11 protein-coding genes and 3 pseudogenes are annotated in these 15,472 nt (G+C 59.3%); 7 read left to right on the top strand and 7 right to left on the bottom strand.

Annotated features, from left to right (window positions below):
* Positions 1-27 precede the first annotated feature (27 nt).
* The 4 genes and pseudogenes from tnpC to ACVWW1_RS41120 all read left to right on the top strand — a co-directional run bounded on the left by tnpC (position 28) and on the right by ACVWW1_RS41120 (position 5,164).
* A complete protein-coding gene (tnpC, locus tag ACVWW1_RS41135; RefSeq protein ID WP_456659833.1) occupies positions 28-1,599 on the top strand; it encodes an IS66 family transposase in 1,572 nt (523 codons plus the stop codon).
* A 181-nt stretch (positions 1,600-1,780) separates the two neighbouring features.
* The gene (locus ACVWW1_RS41130; protein WP_456659832.1) at positions 1,781-2,980 is read left to right on the top strand and encodes a pyridoxal phosphate-dependent aminotransferase; all 1,200 of its coding nucleotides are present in this window, start codon (positions 1,781-1,783) and stop codon (positions 2,978-2,980) included.
* An 11-nt stretch (positions 2,981-2,991) separates the two neighbouring features.
* Complete coding sequence (locus ACVWW1_RS41125; RefSeq protein WP_456659831.1) at positions 2,992-3,864, top strand: isocitrate lyase/phosphoenolpyruvate mutase family protein; 873 nt, start codon at positions 2,992-2,994, stop codon at positions 3,862-3,864.
* 386 nt (positions 3,865-4,250) lie between these two features.
* A pseudogene (locus tag ACVWW1_RS41120) lies at positions 4,251-5,164 on the top strand (LysR family transcriptional regulator).
* Positions 5,165-5,760: 596 nt separating this feature from the next.
* Here ACVWW1_RS41120 and ACVWW1_RS41115 read toward each other — a convergent pair.
* Positions 5,761-7,267, bottom strand: a pseudogene (locus ACVWW1_RS41115) (porin).
* Positions 7,268-8,164: 897 nt separating this feature from the next.
* On the opposite strand from ACVWW1_RS41115, the gene ACVWW1_RS41110 reads away from it, so the two are divergent.
* Both ACVWW1_RS41110 and ACVWW1_RS41105 read left to right on the top strand, forming a co-directional pair.
* On the top strand, positions 8,165-8,446 hold the full coding sequence (locus ACVWW1_RS41110; protein WP_456659830.1) for a helix-turn-helix domain-containing protein: 282 nt from the start codon (positions 8,165-8,167) through the stop codon (positions 8,444-8,446).
* 533 nt (positions 8,447-8,979) lie between these two features.
* Positions 8,980-9,333: a hypothetical protein gene (locus tag ACVWW1_RS41105; RefSeq protein ID WP_456659829.1), complete on the top strand. Its 354-nt coding sequence runs from the start codon at positions 8,980-8,982 to the stop codon at positions 9,331-9,333.
* 310 nt (positions 9,334-9,643) lie between these two features.
* Here the strand turns inward: ACVWW1_RS41105 and ACVWW1_RS41100 are convergent, their stop codons facing one another.
* The 4 genes from ACVWW1_RS41100 to ACVWW1_RS41085 form a co-directional block, all read right to left on the bottom strand.
* The gene (locus tag ACVWW1_RS41100; protein WP_456659828.1) at positions 9,644-10,177 is read right to left on the bottom strand and encodes a DUF2285 domain-containing protein; all 534 of its coding nucleotides are present in this window, start codon (positions 10,175-10,177) and stop codon (positions 9,644-9,646) included.
* Positions 10,178-10,235: 58 nt separating this feature from the next.
* Complete coding sequence (locus tag ACVWW1_RS41095; RefSeq protein WP_456660793.1) at positions 10,236-10,364, bottom strand: transcriptional regulator domain-containing protein; 129 nt, start codon at positions 10,362-10,364, stop codon at positions 10,236-10,238.
* A 243-nt stretch (positions 10,365-10,607) separates the two neighbouring features.
* Positions 10,608-10,883, bottom strand: a complete 276-nt coding sequence (locus ACVWW1_RS41090; protein ID WP_456659827.1) for a DNA -binding domain-containing protein — start codon at positions 10,881-10,883, stop codon at positions 10,608-10,610.
* A gap of 56 nt (positions 10,884-10,939) precedes the next feature.
* The gene (locus ACVWW1_RS41085) at positions 10,940-11,434 is read right to left on the bottom strand and encodes a hypothetical protein (protein WP_456659826.1); all 495 of its coding nucleotides are present in this window, start codon (positions 11,432-11,434) and stop codon (positions 10,940-10,942) included.
* Between the two features lie 105 nt (positions 11,435-11,539).
* Here ACVWW1_RS41085 and ACVWW1_RS41080 point away from each other — a divergent pair, with 105 nt between their 5' ends.
* A complete protein-coding gene (locus tag ACVWW1_RS41080; protein WP_456659825.1) occupies positions 11,540-11,821 on the top strand; it encodes a helix-turn-helix domain-containing protein in 282 nt (93 codons plus the stop codon).
* A gap of 1,623 nt (positions 11,822-13,444) precedes the next feature.
* Here ACVWW1_RS41080 and ACVWW1_RS41075 read toward each other — a convergent pair.
* Positions 13,445-14,586: pseudogene (locus tag ACVWW1_RS41075) on the bottom strand (CaiB/BaiF CoA transferase family protein).
* The gene (locus ACVWW1_RS41070; protein WP_456659824.1) at positions 14,483-15,460 is read right to left on the bottom strand and encodes a CoA transferase; all 978 of its coding nucleotides are present in this window, start codon (positions 15,458-15,460) and stop codon (positions 14,483-14,485) included. The pseudogene ACVWW1_RS41075 and the gene ACVWW1_RS41070 overlap by 104 nt, the downstream one beginning before the upstream one ends.
* Between the last annotated feature and the right edge of the window lie 12 nt (positions 15,461-15,472).

Genomic DNA, 15,472 nt, shown 5'->3' with positions numbered 1-15,472 from the left:
TCGGTACGGTTCAGATTCAAGAATCCGATGAATCGAACCGGCGAACCGAGTGTTGATGTGCTTTTGGCGCGGATTGCCGCGCTGCAGGCGGAGAACCTTCAGCTCGCCGAACGCGTCGTCAAACTCGAGGAAGAACTGGCGCTGGCACGCCTGCATCGTTTTGCGCCACGCAGCGAAAAGCACGTCGATCGTCTCTTCAATGAAGCTGAGCAGGTCGCGGACGAAGATGACACCGGCAGTGATACGGACAATATCGCCGAACTTCCGGACACAGGTTTGCCACCCGTCGAAAGCACGACAGGAAAAAAGCGCGGGCGCAGACCGCTGCCGGCAAGCCTGCCGCGCGAGCGCGTCGAGTATGACCTGCCCGACGATCAGAAGGCCTGTCCGTGTTGCCGTGGCCAGATGCATCGCATGGGCGAGGCCGTTACCGAGCAACTTCATATCGAGGTGAAGGCGAAGGTCTTACAGAATGTGCGCTTCAAATATGGGTGCCGCCATTGCGATCGCACCGGGATCAACGCACCTGTCGTGACGGCGCCGATGCCGACGCAGCCCTTGCCGGGCAGCGTTGCCACAGCCTCAACGCTGGCGTTCGCGCTGGTTCATAAATATGTCGATGGCACGCCGCTCTACCGCCTGGCGCAGGCATTCGAACGCGCCGGTGTTGCTGTCAGCCGCGGCGCTCTGGGCCACTGGGTGATCGGCTCAAGCGAGAAGCGTCTCTCCCGCATCTATGACGCCCTGAAGCTGCGGCTCAGATCGCAGCCCCTCATCCATGGCGACGAGACGACGGTTCAGGTCCTCAAGGAAAAGGACAGAGAGGCCACCAGCACATCGTATATGTGGGCCTATCGCAGCGGCGAGGACAGCGACCAGCCCATCGTGCTTCTCGATTATCAGCCAGGCCGTGGCCAAATCCACCCGCAGGCCTTTCTCGGCGATTACCGTGGCATCGTGATGAGTGACGGCTATACCGCCTGGCGCACGCTGGAAGGGGCAACCCACATTGGATGCATGGCCCACTCCAGGCGACGCTTTGTCGATGCCCTCAAGGCGAGGAAGAAAGGCGGCGGTCCGCCCGAGCAGGCGCTGCGGTTCTTCGAACAGCTTTACCGGGTTGAAAGGCAGGCGCGGGACGAAAAACCAGACAGAGGCGAAACGCCAGATCAATGCATTCGCCGCTTCCGCCAGCAACACAGCATTCCCGTCCTGAACGCCCTCAAGGAATGGCTCGATCAAATCGCCCCGAAGGTCTTGCCGGACAGCAAGCTTGGCGACGCCATATCCTACACCCGAAACCAATGGGAATATCTGACGCGCTACGCCGAGGACGGCAGGATGCCGATCGACAACAATCTCCTGGAGCGTGATATCAGAATCTTTGCCACTGGCAGAAAGAGCTGGCTGTTCAGCGACACCGTCGAGGGCGCCAGGGCCAGCGCCGTCGTCTACAGCCTGATGCTGACCTGCCGCGCCTCACGCGTCGAGCCGTTAGCCTGGTTGCGCCACGTCCTCACCGAATTGCCTCAGCGCGCGGGCGACGCCGATATCACCGACCTGCTGCCCTTCAACTTCCCCAAAACCGCCACTGCCTGAACAGGCCAGACGCCGCCCCCGATACGAAGGCCATCCGTCAAAAGCGCAGGCGTCAACGTGCGGGGAAAATCGCGCTTACGATTGTTTCATGCAAAAACATGATTGTCCGATTGGTTAGACCGTGTAGGAGCGGGTAGGAACCGCAAAGAGTTTGTCTTTCCAAGTCCGCAGGTCCTCTATCTTGTCTCTCGTTGCAAGACGCCTCCGCGCCGTCCGCCCTTCTGAAACCAAAGCCATGACAGCGCGCGCCGCCGAACTGCGCGATCAAGGCGTCGATGTGATCACGCTCAGTCAGGGCGAACCGGATTTCGATACGCCAGCCGCTGTTTGCGAAGCCGGCATCCGGGCAATCCGCGGCGGGCGGACGAAGTACACTGCGGTCGCCGGGATTAAGCCGTTACGTCAGGCGATCCGCGAGAGCTTCGGCCGTGACCACGGGCTCGATTACGGTCTGGACCAGATTACGGTGGGCTGCGGCGCCAAGCAGGTTGTGTTTAACGCACTCTTTGCCAGCCTCGATCCGGGCGACGAGGTTGTGATCCCGACGCCGTGCTGGGTCTCCTATCCCGATATGGTGGTGCTCGCCGGCGGCAAGCCGGTTCTCGTCACCTGCGATGAGCGCCATGGTTTCAAGCTCCGCCCCGGGGTGCTGGAGGCGGCGATCACGCCGCGCACCAAGTGGTTGATGCTGAATTCGCCATGCAATCCAACCGGTGCAGTCTACAGCAGAAGTGAGCTGCTTGCGCTCGCCGCGGTGCTGCGCCGGCATGCACGAATTCATGTGCTGTCGGACGACATTTATGAAAAGCTGACCTATGACGCTGACTTTGCGACCATGGCCGCTGTGGCGCCCGACCTCTATGAGCGCACCTTGACCGTCAACGGCGTGTCCAAGGCCGACGCAATGACTGGATGGCGTGTTGGCTATGGCGCGGGGCCCATCGCACTGATCAAGGCCATGAACCTCATCCAGGGCCAGACGTCGTCGCACACCAGCTCGATTTCGCAATACGCCGCCATTGAGGCATTGTCCGGCGGTCGGGACCATATCGATGAATTCGCGCGCGCCTTTCTGGAGCGCCGCGGCCTCGTGATCGGCAAGCTGAACCAGGCCGAGGGCCTCTCGTGCCGTGTGCCGGACGGAGCCTTCTACGTGTTCCCCTCCTGCGCGGGCGTCATCGGCAAGCGCACGCCGGGCGGCAAGGTGATCGAAACCGACACCGATTTCGCCATGTATCTGCTCGATGCGTTTGCCGTGGCCGTCGTGCCCGGCAGCGGCTTTATGGCCTCGCCCTATATCCGCATTTCATATGCCTCCTCGCTCGAGGACCTCACCCGCGCCTGCGACCGCATCATCGCCGCCTGCGCGGCCCTGTCCTGAAGGATCTATCGATGCCCCCCGCCAGACGTCTCCGTGTCCGCCTGTCCGAGACCAGCCTGCTCCACATCATGGCTGCGCATAGCCCACTTTCAGCGATTCTGGCCGAAGAAGCCGGATTTGATGGCCTGTGGGCCTCCGGCTTCGAACTGTCGGCGCTTTACGGCCTGGCGGACATGAGCCTGATTTCGATGACGCAGCATCTGGATATGCTGCGGGCGATCGCCGGACGCACGACGCTGCCAATCATCGCCGACATCGATACGGGCTATGGCAATGCGATCAATGTCATCCATGCCATCAGCGAATATGAGCGTGCCGGGGCCAGCGCCGTCGTCATCGAGGACAAGACCTTTCCAAAGGTCACGAGCCTTGCTGCCGATGGACGTCAGGAACTGCTGCGCGTCGAGGAATTCCAGGGCAAGATCGAGGCTGCCGTCACGACGAGACAAGACCCGGATTTTCTCGTCATCGCCCGCACCGAAGCCTTGATCGCAGGCCTCGGCGAAGCGGAAGCCCTGGATCGGGCGCAAGCCTATGTGGAGGCTGGCGCCGACTTGATCCTGATCCACTCAAAAAAGAAGGATCCGTCCGAGATCGAGAGCTTCTCGCGCGCTTGGACCGGATCGGTGCCGCTGGTAATCGTGCCGAACGCCTACCCGGATCTTGACGCCGAACGGGTCAAGACGCTGGGCAATGTTCGTATGATGATCTATGGCAATTACGGCATCCGCGCTGCTGCGACTGCCATGCAGGAAACCTTCCGCCGGATCATTGCTGACGGCGGGGTCCAGAACGTCCACAAGGACATTCTGCCGGTGGATGAGATTTTCAGGCTGCAGAAGATGCACGAGGTTAAGGCGGCTGAAGCTCGCTTCCTTCGCTAAACGCCGCGTTTAGCTCCCCATAGCGACCTAGATCTGAAGGCGATACTGCGCGCCCCGAGCGCCGCTCAGGCCCTATTCTGCGGCCCTTGGGAGCAATTGAGTAAAGGGCTTTGTCCTCCAGAAAAATTGCGCGCTGGAGACTGCAACACGGTGATCGCGCCGCCCTCCTCACGAGCGCCATCTGAGACGCCGCGCCGACAATCAAACGACGTCATCAGTCAAACTGTACGAATCGTACCGAGATGCGTTCTTGCGCGCGACAAAATCGTCATTGAGCGGTAATCCGACTAAACACATCGAATAATGTGATCGAGCATTCGCCTTTTCTGTTTGCAATAGCCTGCCGGGGCAACTAGCGGACATTGAGGAAGCGACCGGAGCGGAAGATGGCTATCGAACACGATGAAGTGCCCCTCAATGCAATCCGGGTGTTTGTGGCCATTGCCCGGGAAGGAAGCGTAACCCGCGCAGCCAGCACATTGGGAACGACACAGAGCTCGGTCAGCCGCTATCTGGCGGTGTTACAGGACTACTTCGGGACAGATCTTGTGAAACGGCATGGGGAGGTCGGCGGAGCGAGTTGACAGAATTCGGAAGGCTTTTTGTGAACACCGTCGCCGAACCGCTTGATACAGTGTGCTTCACCGCAAAAAGAATGCGGCGCCGGACTCAAACGGACGGCAACCGGATTGTGGTCCGCACGTCACTTTCCACCTTCGCTCACTCCTTTCTGATTCCGAATCTTTCGGCGTTCTCTGCTGAGATGGGCGGCGTCATCGTCGACGTGATCAGTTCATTGTCTCCGCCGACATCCTCCGACAATTTCGACATCTTGATTACCCGCGATCTCTCCGTCATTGAACCGGCTGACGATTGGGAAATCTACAATGAGACAGTCGTCTGCGTGGGCTCTCCAAATCACGTAGCGGGAAGAGCACTCTCAATCGTTCGTTCAATGCCAATTCTGAACATCACGTCGCGGCCTGACATACTGCCCACATGGCTGCGAGCGATGAACCTGTCCGCCAAGGACATCAAGCCGGGGGCGCGATATGATCACAATTACCTTGCTCTGCCGGCGGTGATAACGGGAAAATGCCTTCTGGTAACGCCTGAAATCCTGGTCGGCGATCTCGTGCGCGGGGGCGCTTTGCAAGTGATACCAGGATCGCGCACTCCCAGTGGCATGCAATATCGGGCCTATGCGGTCGACCGCAGTGACAAGCCAGAAATCGCCCGCGCCTTTTGCCGGTGGCTGGCCCGGCTCTGTAAGAAGGCCGCAATTCTGGAACCCGGCTAACGTCGCAGTGGAGCTAATGACCCAGTTGCGGCGGCATCAATCGTTACGGCGAAGCCGCTCCCAAGGATGGATTCACCGCTCGTGCGCGGCAATTGCCGGTATACGGCGCCAGGTCCGGTCAGTATCCATCAGATGCCAGGCGTGCAACATTGGCCAGGGTCACCGCCCCGAGCAGCCACGTGCTGCGCCCGAATGCGAGTGAAGCAGGGGCGGCCGACGTTCCAGGCGCAACACTTCGATCGGATGCGGGCGGACATCAAGGGCTCAATGCGGCGAAAAGTTGCCGCGGCTCATAGCACCAACGCCGCTTGCACTATGTCGCGAGAAGCCGTCGTGATTGGACGGACTTGAGTGGATCTTAGCGGGCCAATGCGACATTGATGAATTTCAGCTTTAATCCGGCATTCTGGAGGCGCTGCGCGCTGAAAGCGAACGCGCGGGACGATTGCCCGCGACACGCAACCTGATTGTCCGAAAGACCTCCAACGCGCGTGTCGGAGGTCTTCCCAGGTGATTTAGCACAGAGCCAGCCGCTGACCGAGGGAGGCCGGCTTGCGCCTAGCAAGCTTGGTATTCTCTCCGTTCCAGGACGGACCTCACCAGTTGCGCTGAACGCGCACCAGCATGCTCACCGCGCTCTGGTTCTTGAGTTCATACACTGCAGCCGGCTTGGCGACTGCCGCAACCGCCGGCGCCGTAATAGTGCCAGAATATTTCTGATCGAGGAACGTGGCGAAAATGTCGGCCGAGAACGTCAGGTTTCTTTACCGGCGTCCAGCGCGTGACGGTGCCAACGGCCGCGATGTTGAAATCCGGGTTGCAAACACCCGTCAGCCCGAGTGCAGCCATGCCAGCGCTGCCGCAGATCTGAGCCTTGGCCGCGTCTGTGTAGCGGACGGCAGCCCACCCGCCATAAAGCGCAGTGTTCCAGTAGGGATTCCAATTATGAATGTAACCAGCGTTGAAGCCATATGTCGTGGTCAGCTGAAAAGCCGTGCCTGTTGCTGCCGTCGTGCCGGAGTAGATGGCATCAGAAAAGCCAGCGAAGCCGATGCTCTGGTACACGTCAGCTCGGCGGGTGCCGCCGTACATAGCCCACCCGGTTGGGATGTTTTCCTGGATGCTGAAGGTGCTCGCACCCTTGGTGTAGGCGCCCTGCAAATTGATCGTGTCACCCGCCCCTGTCGGGATATTCTTGATCGATAGCGCCAGCTGACCTGCCCAGCCCCATTTGTCGTCGGCGTGCCCAGTTGCTTCGCTCCCACCGTAGTACGCGGCATGGTTGTCGTGCGCTGCGGCCGATGCTTGGAAGAGACCCCACGCCTGATCGATCCGCACCATGCCGACGATGTCAGGAGCCACGGTGCCACCGTAACTCTGCGATCCGTAGGCACCCGTCACGATACCACCGGCCGTGGCATTGGTCGTGTTCCAGATATTCGTCTGGTAATAGGCAGTCGGATCCTGCGCAGACATCGTCGCCGTGATGCCCTGACCAAAATCAGAGGTATAGCTGAACTGGTTGACGCCCGAGGCATCGCCGCCGCCGCCCGGGAGGCCGTCGAAGAAGTTATTGGCCGGATAGTTGGTCCAGGGAGCGCTGAACTGGGAGACCGCCTTTCCCATGGTGAAGCCCGCGAGCTGGATGAAGGCATACCAGATGCTGAGAGTACCGAGCCCGACGCCATCACCCGAATACGATGTAGCGCCCGTTCCGGCCGCACTGGTCGAGCCGGTCTTCCAGGTGAAGTTCCCTTCAAAGAAGGTACGCACCACGCCATATTCGGTTGCCGTGCGCGTGTCGATGCTGAGATCTGCTCGAGAACGAGCGGTATAGGCATTGCCTAGACGGTTGTGCGCAGCACCGACACCGGAAACCGGGTTCAGGACAAAACTATTGCTGCCCAGCATCGCGTCGGCACGCAGGAAACCACCCAGCTTGATGCAGGTGTCGGTGCCCGGCATGTCATAGAATCCGGCACCATACGCGGAGCACACCTTCACGTACTCGATCGGTTTGGCCTTGACGGGAAGATCAGCTGCCTCTGCACCGCCCAACGCGATCAGGCCCGCCGCTGAAGTCAGTACGACCTTTTTAATGATCGTGTTCGAACAATGTGCAGTCTCATCAGAGTTGAGCTCAACCACAACAAAGCTTGGCTGCCTCTCGGTCATTAGGGCTGGCGGATCCCGATGCCCCTCGTGAGGGCCAACCAATGACGGTGGTCGGGATAATGTTGGATACCGGGTTGTTTCGTCCGATCTTAGTCCAAAGATTGCTTTCAGCACCGAAGTCCTCCACTCAAAGTACGCAAACATAGGTCCCTATGTTTTTCACGTAGGAAAATACAAACTCATAGATGTCGGTTTTCGCCCTCGGCGCGCCGCGCCCAGCTAGCGAGAAACGAGAGCGCTACACCTCAGGCCGCCCAGGTTCGCTGTGACCGGACAACGCCTGCTCCTTGCTGCGTGGCTGCCGAGATTCCTCACGCGTGACGGAACGCTCGTATTCAAACCTGGACTTCACCGCGACATCCGCGGCTACAAAATGAGGTGCGCACGTGAATTGACCGTGCGGCTTCTGCAAAGCGGGCTCGTACGACGTTCTGTCGGCGCGCCCGCAATTCAATGAGGAAGAACAATATCGGCCGTCAACTCCAGCTTGCGCAACGTTGCAACGATGTAAGTCAGCGCACTCAGTCGAAAATGCCATGCCTCTGTCCTCCAGGACCGCGCTCGTTTCACCGACGCACTATCGTGGGGGGAGCAATGGTCAGGTGACAGACATCGACTAATGCGATCGATGGTTCCGAATTGGAGATGGATTTGTTCGGGGCTTTGGGGGTTCTCGAGCGACGCGTCGTCGCCAATACCCAATCAAGATGCGCGAAAATCTAGCCGCCAGCGCAGGCTCTGCTCATCTGTATCAGGAACCAACTTACTGTAATATCTGGATTATAGCCTGTGGTTTAATGCCCTGCCTAATGGCTGCTTTGGCGCATGAAAGCTCGTGCGCTGGTGGCCTGGAATGTGCGCCGGATCCGCGTAGATCGCGGCATTCCGCAGGAGCAATTGGCTTACGATGCAGGTATTGACAGCTCTTATATGAGCGGTCTGGAGCTGCGAAAGGCGAACCCGACCCTTGATCTTCTCGAGCGTATCGCCGAAACGCTAGATGTTCCCCTGTCTGAATTGCTTGTTCAGCCACCCAAGGGTGCGGCAGCTCCCAAGACCTTGCGCAAAGGTCGCAAGCCGAACCGTCCACGCCGCAAGAAGAAATAGCACTCCTCAGATGAGAATTACTTTATGGCACGCAGCGCCATAACCGCCCTGGGCGGCAGTTCCACTCGAGTTGAACGTGGCGCAAGTTGCAGAGTGATAAGCTTGCCGAGCCGCAGGAGCAGAAAAGTTCACGCAAGACAAACTATCCGCAGCCTTCGGCTTGCTCAACAACACTGTCAGCGATTTGGATAGTGACCGGCCCGATCTCGCTGCGTGACGCTGTCGAAGCCGCAAGGTCCTGGGCGAATATCGTGAGGCTCGATGGGCGCGAGGATTCACTGGCAGCTTGGGCGAGCCGCACACTCAGAAAGGCGCCCCTCGTTCTCGTCGGGCGGGGCTTTGGACTGGCTTTTAGGTCCCGTCTCCCTCGGCCGCGGCAAGAGAGTGCGCAGTCTTCGCCACCCTCGCCGTCGAACAGGCTCGCGTCAGCCGGCGCATTGAATGACGCATCGTCCAGCTTGAGCAAGGCAATCGCGGCCCACCTCGGAGCGCTTCGACCAGGCGCCGCGATCTCTGCCCATCCAATAGGTGCGATGGCCTGGAGCAAGCTCGCTTGCGCGGCCGGATTCTGCGACGATATTGTCTCCGCCGATATGATTCGACAATTTGGACGTGATTTGGAGATCCTGCGCATGCGAGCACTGCGGATTTCTCAATCGTCGGCCGGTTCAATGAGAGAAACATCAAGCGTAATCAAGATGTTGCCAGCGGTCATGACGGGAAAATGCCTACCGGCATCGCCCGAAATCATTGTGAGCGATCTTGTACCCGCCGACGCGCTGCATGTAGTACTGAGATCGCGCACTCCAACGGTATGTAGTATCGGGCCTACAGTCGATCGCAATGGCCATTCCGAAATCGCTCGTATAGATTTTGCCGACGGGTAGCCCGGCTCTGTGAGAAGGCCGCCATTCCGGAACTGCTGCCTAACAACGGATCCGCCGATATCAGAGATTCGATCGATGGTTTGGATTGGAGTGCAATCTTTCGCGGTGGTAGAGGCATTGCCCGTTCAAGCGGCGAGATGAATAGTGCAAACCGGCTGGCCCCCTTTACATTTGACTATGAGCCGTCCCGCCGCGGCGATGGCCGAACTGAAGCCGATGCCGAGAGGATACCGCGGGCAATGATGACATCGCTCGATCCAAGCGTCATGTTCGAGCGGCGCGACGTGCAGCCGGCCGGCCAGCGAAGAGCTCAGGACGCGTCGTACTTACCTTTGCCCTTGTGACGGAGCAATGCGCGATAGCCGCCTCGCATGAGACGCAGCCCCGTCTGGACCAAGCGAATAGTCCGGCTGCGCAGATCGTGTGTTTTCCAGCCTCGATCGGGAATACGAAGCGCGCCAAACAGGCCTTGCGCGATTTTGCGATAGCTGTTTCCTTCCAACCACCCATCCACTGCACGCAGAGCGAGGGTGAGCCGCTGCCGCCTTAGGATCGATAGAGCAAGAGGGGGTGGCCCGAGAGGGCGGTGTTCGAGCGCTAGCCAAAATCGATGTGCTGCCTGCAGACGGATGTCGAAGTTGCGGTCGAGCGGCAGGTCGACGGCAACCGGTGAGCCGCTCGACGGAAGTTTGCTCAACCAAAGGCGATGCTTCGCTCCTCCGAACGGCACAATAGCATGCCATCCATCTGGCGCATGACGAAGCTCGCTGTCCGAAAGTTTGGCAAGATCGAGCTTATACCGTTCAGGCGCCGCCGAGCAGGTAGCCGCGCGGACGTGTAGCACGGTCGAAAGCGCCTCAGGTGCCCAGAAAACAGCTTGTTCGTCGAACGTCTTGTACGGATCAGCTGCGAAACGAAAGCCCCCACTTCCGCCGGAACTGGCCCGCCATCGCGCTGGAGCGTTCGCTACTGAGGAGGCCCCTATAGTCATTTTGATACTCGCGATCGCGGCGTAGCCACTCCCAGGCCATATCCGCATTTTCTGCTTTCTTGACCTCGGTATATGCGTCCTCTGATCTCCAGTCAGCACCCGGTCGCATCGTACAATTTTCCCCGCACGTTCTTAAGAAAGGCACACGCAACGGAATTGCAGTCCGACAATTGTGACGATTTCTGGTTGCGCTCGTGCACTTATTCGCCGTTGAGGGAGTTACTCGATGGAACGATCTACTTTTGGGATTGGAAGGAGATCACGGCCATTTCAGACGTCCTTACTATTCACTCTTGGGCCAACCCCCGCGCAAAAGGTCACGATAGCCGTGACGCGCCATCCACTTGGCGCGAGCGAGATGACTTTCGAAAGCCCGGCGCGCGCGATCCGGTTCAAGGGTTGGATCAATACAAAGCACAATGTGCGCCACTTCGCGCCAATCAGCATTATCGGCTTCGGCATCAAGAAGGCGCATATAGGTAACGGCGTGTTGCTCGTCGTATGGCGTGAGCTCGGGCGCGCTGGGCGCCAAATCTTCGATCTTGGGATCCGGCGGCACTGCCTGAAGCTCCCTACAAACTGAAAACTGGTTAATCCAATGGATGGTAGCGGTATTCAGAGGATCATGGTAGCGATCCGATTGTCGTTATGCAGGAAAAGTTCCCGCCGGAATCGATTACCGTCCGGCATGCGTCGGCTTCGCTTCTTGCTTGTCTGGCGGGGTTGGCGCGCTTTGAAGGCTAACTCGTGCCTGTTCGCTGACCGATTTCTGACTACGCTACTCGGTCGGGCCCGTTGGGGAACACTGTTGTCATTTGCAAACTCCGGGCGGCGGATCTTGCTATTTGGTCGCGCCGCCGCGAAGTAAGCGGCGGTAATCGTGGCCGGCCATCCATCCTGCGCGCGCCAAATGCCTACCAATCCCACCGCGAGCGCGCCGGGGCCCTCGATGGTGTGGCACGATCCGAGCGACGTCTTTCCAGGAGGCAGGTCGGATTCCACATCAAGAAGTCGCCAATGCGTCATCAGATGCTCCCCGTCATAGGTCGTCAGCACCAGCTCAACTGGCGCGATATCGGCAACATCTGGATCTAAGTTCGGCTTTTTCATTGAAGCTTTGCGCGCGGGCTCTGCTCATCTGCATCGAGCGAACTTACCGCAATGGGAGGGCTATAGCCAGTGGTTTGATGGCCAGCTGAATGGCTGCCTTAGCGCATGAAAGCTCGCGCGCTTGTGGCCTGGAATGTGCGCCGGATCCGCGTAGATCGCGGCGTTCCGCAAGAGCAATTGGCTTACGATGCAGGCATTGACCGCTCGTACATGAGTGGCCTTGAGCGGCAATCAGCAAACCCGACAATTGATCTTCTCGACCGTATCGCCGAAACGCTAGGTGTTCATTTGTCTGAGCTCTTTATTCAGCCACCCAGAGGCGCGACGTCCCCGAAGACCTTGCCCAAAGGTCGCAAGCCGAAGCGTCCACGTCGCAAAAAGAAATAGCACTCCTCACGGAAGAGCCACTTTATGCCTCGTGGACCAGCAATGGCGCTGGGAGACCGTCCTTCTTGAGATGAAGTAGCGAAAAGTCCCCGAGCCATAAGCTTGCCACGCTGCAGAAGCAGAAAAGCGCACGCAGAACGGGCTCTGCCGCGTCATCGCTTTACTCAACAAACGTTAATTGGATCGTGGTCGGCGTACTCCACTGTAATGATTGAGATGTATTGCTCGAACGGCTATGCAGCTGGCGAAGAGCCGCGTGCGCCATCGCCCGATCACACGACTGTCAAGCCCGAAGTAATTGCCGGACGTGTTAACATCATGTCTGGCGATATCGGCTGGTCGCCACTTCGCGAGCGCGAGAGGTGTTGTTAGCGTCATTGAGGGCTGTAGAACTCGCCAAGTTCCTAGCCTCAAGACCTCAAGAAGGCGGTCCGTACCTAACGTACCGACTTTGCGCGTCACCTTTGTCCGAAACGTACGAACCGCTTGATCTGTTCTCTTTGGTGGCATCGTTTCTGCTTCTAGTTCGCGTTAAGTGGAACTAAGCCAAGGTTGGAAATCCTGAGCAGCTGACCAACTGACCATAGACGGCCAGCCCGTACTGCAATGGCGCGCGAGCATTCCATCAAGGACGCCCTATTGAAGGCCGAGCGCCACAGCCTTGACGCACAGTAGAGCATCGCCCGCCGCAAGCTCGGGCCGAAGCTGAAGAGTGTCTGCGACCGTGGGGCGGTTATCAACAACCTGCAGTTCGAGTGAAACTACGGTCCCGCCGGTTGCGTTCTGCAGCGAGAGCGTGCCATGTGGATCGAATGCGAAGTTCCACGCCTTCCGCCAAAAGGCCTGGGGCTGTGGCACCCGTCATCGACGGCCCCTGGAAAGCTGGAAAACGTCGCGCCCGGCTGCGCGATGACCGGCCTGGCCCTGATCCAACCAGCGTTCTTGCACGTGGTCCCGACGGAGCTCTCCGACCAGTCGAGCCAGACCCGAATTGCCGGTGAGGCTGACCGCCTTTGGTGCAACCGCTGGCGTTTGAGCTCTTGGAGCAGTGGGGCCCGATCGAGCGCAGTGGGTTTGGCGCAAGCCCTCGATGATCCTGATCCGCTGGCCGAGTCCTTCAAGGCTGCCCTTGAACTGGGCTTCGACCTGGAGGTGTCCCGCGGTGTTGCAGGACGAGAGCGCCTCGTAAAATTGCTCATGGCCAAGGGTCATGGCCCGGTGTTCCGAGACTTCGGACTTGCGGACAGCACCCGCGATCCAGCCTGGATCCGCGCTTGCGACGGCTTCTGGCACTCGCTGCAGGCGCCGAGGTGTCGGTCGAGTTGTCAGGAATCGGACGCCTCGCAGATGGCTGGGTCAATGCAGCGGCGGGTCAGCTTCTCGAGGGGCTCAGACCGAAACAGCTGCTCTGGGGGGCGGACTGGCCGCAACGTCACTTCCGCCCGCACCTATGCGCCATCGTACGCACAGACGCACCGCAAGCACATGAAGTCATTAACAGCCCAAGGCTCACTATCTGGGAGGTCGCGTCGACTTGTCAATCTGACGACGCCTTGCTTGCTTTTGCGAGATCCCTCTCGGAGAGCATAGCGGTGCCGATGATGCCCTCCTTCTCCAATTGCGCTATGTCAGCGTCGGAGAGCCGAGAAGCCTTGATAGAATATCCCTGTTATGTTGTCCGAGCGTCGCGGCGGCTGTGCGGATCGCATAGGGCCGCGCTCCTTCGCGAATCGGCATCGAAGGCTGCGGGTGCAAGCCAATGAAAGCACGTTCGACTTCCTGCAGAAATGCGCGCGACCTGAGATGTCTATCCTTGAGCAGGTCGATCGGCAGGCGGGCCACACCGGCCGCAACCTTTGCAACTTGCAACTCGCACATAGCCTTATCCGCATCACGGGTGAGCGTCCAAGCTTCGATGGCTTTCTCGATCACATCCTCGATGCCGCGGCGCGCTTCAGCAGATTTCAGCGATGCGTCCGTGGCCCAGTCTGGCCGGCCAATGAGGATGGCCAGCTTCTGCCACATGTCCTCATCTGTCGCCGCTACCATGATCCAGTTGTCCTCCCCCGCACACCGGAAGCAGCCGTGCGGCACGAACTGCGGATGTCGATTGCCGTATCTTATCGGCGGCGTACCGCCGATCGAATGAACGGTGATCCACGGCGCCGCGAACGGCATCATGCACTCGATCTGCGATAGATCAATGAACTGTCCCTGCCCGGTGTTGCGGGCATGACTCAGTGCAACCAGAACTGCAGCGCAGCCGTTCAACCCGCCGACCGCATCCCCGAACGCGACGTGGCTCATCACAGGCGAATCGCCGGCATTTCCGACCACGCTCGGCAACCCCGACCCCTGCTCGAGGGTCGAGCCGTAGGCTCGGCAATTGCGATGGACGCTGTTCGTGCCAAAGGCTGACATTGACATCATGACGAGCCGCGGGTTGACCGTTCTGAGCACCTCATAGCCAAGCCCAAGCTTTGGCAGCACGTCAGCCGAATAATTGTCGACGACATATCAGCTCCAGTTACGAGCCGCTTGACGAGAGCGCGACCTTGGCACCGTGTTAGGTCGAGAGTGATACCGCGCTTGTTTCGATTCATCATGCAGAAGCGTATCGTTTTCTCGTACAATTGACCGTCGACGTAAGCAGGTCGCCGGTCAACGCCGCGAAACCAATCGGGATATTGGATGGCCTCGATCTTGATGACGTCCGCACCGAGATCGGCCAGGGTGCGCGTACACAATGGACCTGCCCAGCCCATCGTGAAATCGATGACACGAATTCCCTGCAGTGGCAGCAGCCCGCCGGCATTGATGCGGCCCGATGACGCCGACGCCGCGCCCCTCAGCTGTCTTCGGGTATCCGCAAAAGCCTGCTGCTCGCCGGGAGCTGGCACCTTGCCGCCCCGACGCGGCGGCGTCAAGGTCAGCCGCTGCATCGAACCAGCCGTCAGGCCCTCCTCTTTGCCAAGCAGGATGGGAACGATTGCGCCGCGTTCCCTTTTCTCCACGTCCTGAAGCAGATCTGATATTTCGGGTACTGGCACGATCGGAATCTTGCGTTTCAGTCCCTCCGCAAACCATTCCTGCGCTGTCCGCGTCCTTCAGCCTCGGCATAAACTGTCGCTCGATCTGCTCCATATGATGCAATCGATCTTCGCCGAGGACCAAGGCCGGATCATCACGCAGTTCGGATAAGCCGAGCATGTTGCAGAACGCGTGCCATTGTGCAGGCGCTACCGTCGTAACACCAAGCCAACCTTTTTTGGTTTCGTAGATGCCGGACGGAAAGTTCGGCCAGAAGCGGTTAACGCCAATCCGGCGCATCACATCGCCGCGCACAAACGCTTCGACTATCAGATACTCGGACAGTGCGAGGCACGATTCAAAAATGTTGAGCGACCACGACCTCCCTGTGCCGCCGTGCAGTCGCGCAACTGCCGAAGATGCAGTGGCGATGAAGCCCCACAGGCCTCCCAGGATACCCGTCTGGAAATCCGGTGCGTGCAACGGCGGGCCCTCGACCGGCCCAACCAGCTTGACGAGGCCAGCGAGCGCACGGAGGATCGAATCGGTTGCAGCGAATCCTGCATAGGGTCCCTCGCGGCCGAACCAGCTCGCTTCGAGGTAGATCAACCCAGGACGTCG

Source organism: Bradyrhizobium sp. JR3.5, from assembly GCF_054057015.1.
Note: the sequence above shows the minus strand (reverse complement) of the source record. Positions and strands in the feature narration are given on the sequence as shown.

What these genes read in the sequence shown, in the direction of transcription:
- ACVWW1_RS41095 (WP_456660793.1), bottom strand. Translation starts at nt 10,364, where the DNA reads ATGGCCTGGGAGTGGCTACGCCGCGATCGCGAGTATCAAAATGACTAT.
- tnpC (WP_456659833.1), top strand. Translation starts at nt 28, where the DNA reads ATGAATCGAACCGGCGAACCGAGTGTTGATGTGCTTTTGGCGCGGATT.
- ACVWW1_RS41080 (WP_456659825.1), top strand. Translation starts at nt 11,540, where the DNA reads ATGAAAGCTCGCGCGCTTGTGGCCTGGAATGTGCGCCGGATCCGCGTA.
- ACVWW1_RS41105 (WP_456659829.1), top strand. Translation starts at nt 8,980, where the DNA reads ATGGCCTGGAGCAAGCTCGCTTGCGCGGCCGGATTCTGCGACGATATT.
- ACVWW1_RS41125 (WP_456659831.1), top strand. Translation starts at nt 2,992, where the DNA reads ATGCCCCCCGCCAGACGTCTCCGTGTCCGCCTGTCCGAGACCAGCCTG.
- ACVWW1_RS41110 (WP_456659830.1), top strand. Translation starts at nt 8,165, where the DNA reads ATGAAAGCTCGTGCGCTGGTGGCCTGGAATGTGCGCCGGATCCGCGTA.
- ACVWW1_RS41085 (WP_456659826.1), bottom strand. Translation starts at nt 11,434, where the DNA reads ATGAAAAAGCCGAACTTAGATCCAGATGTTGCCGATATCGCGCCAGTT.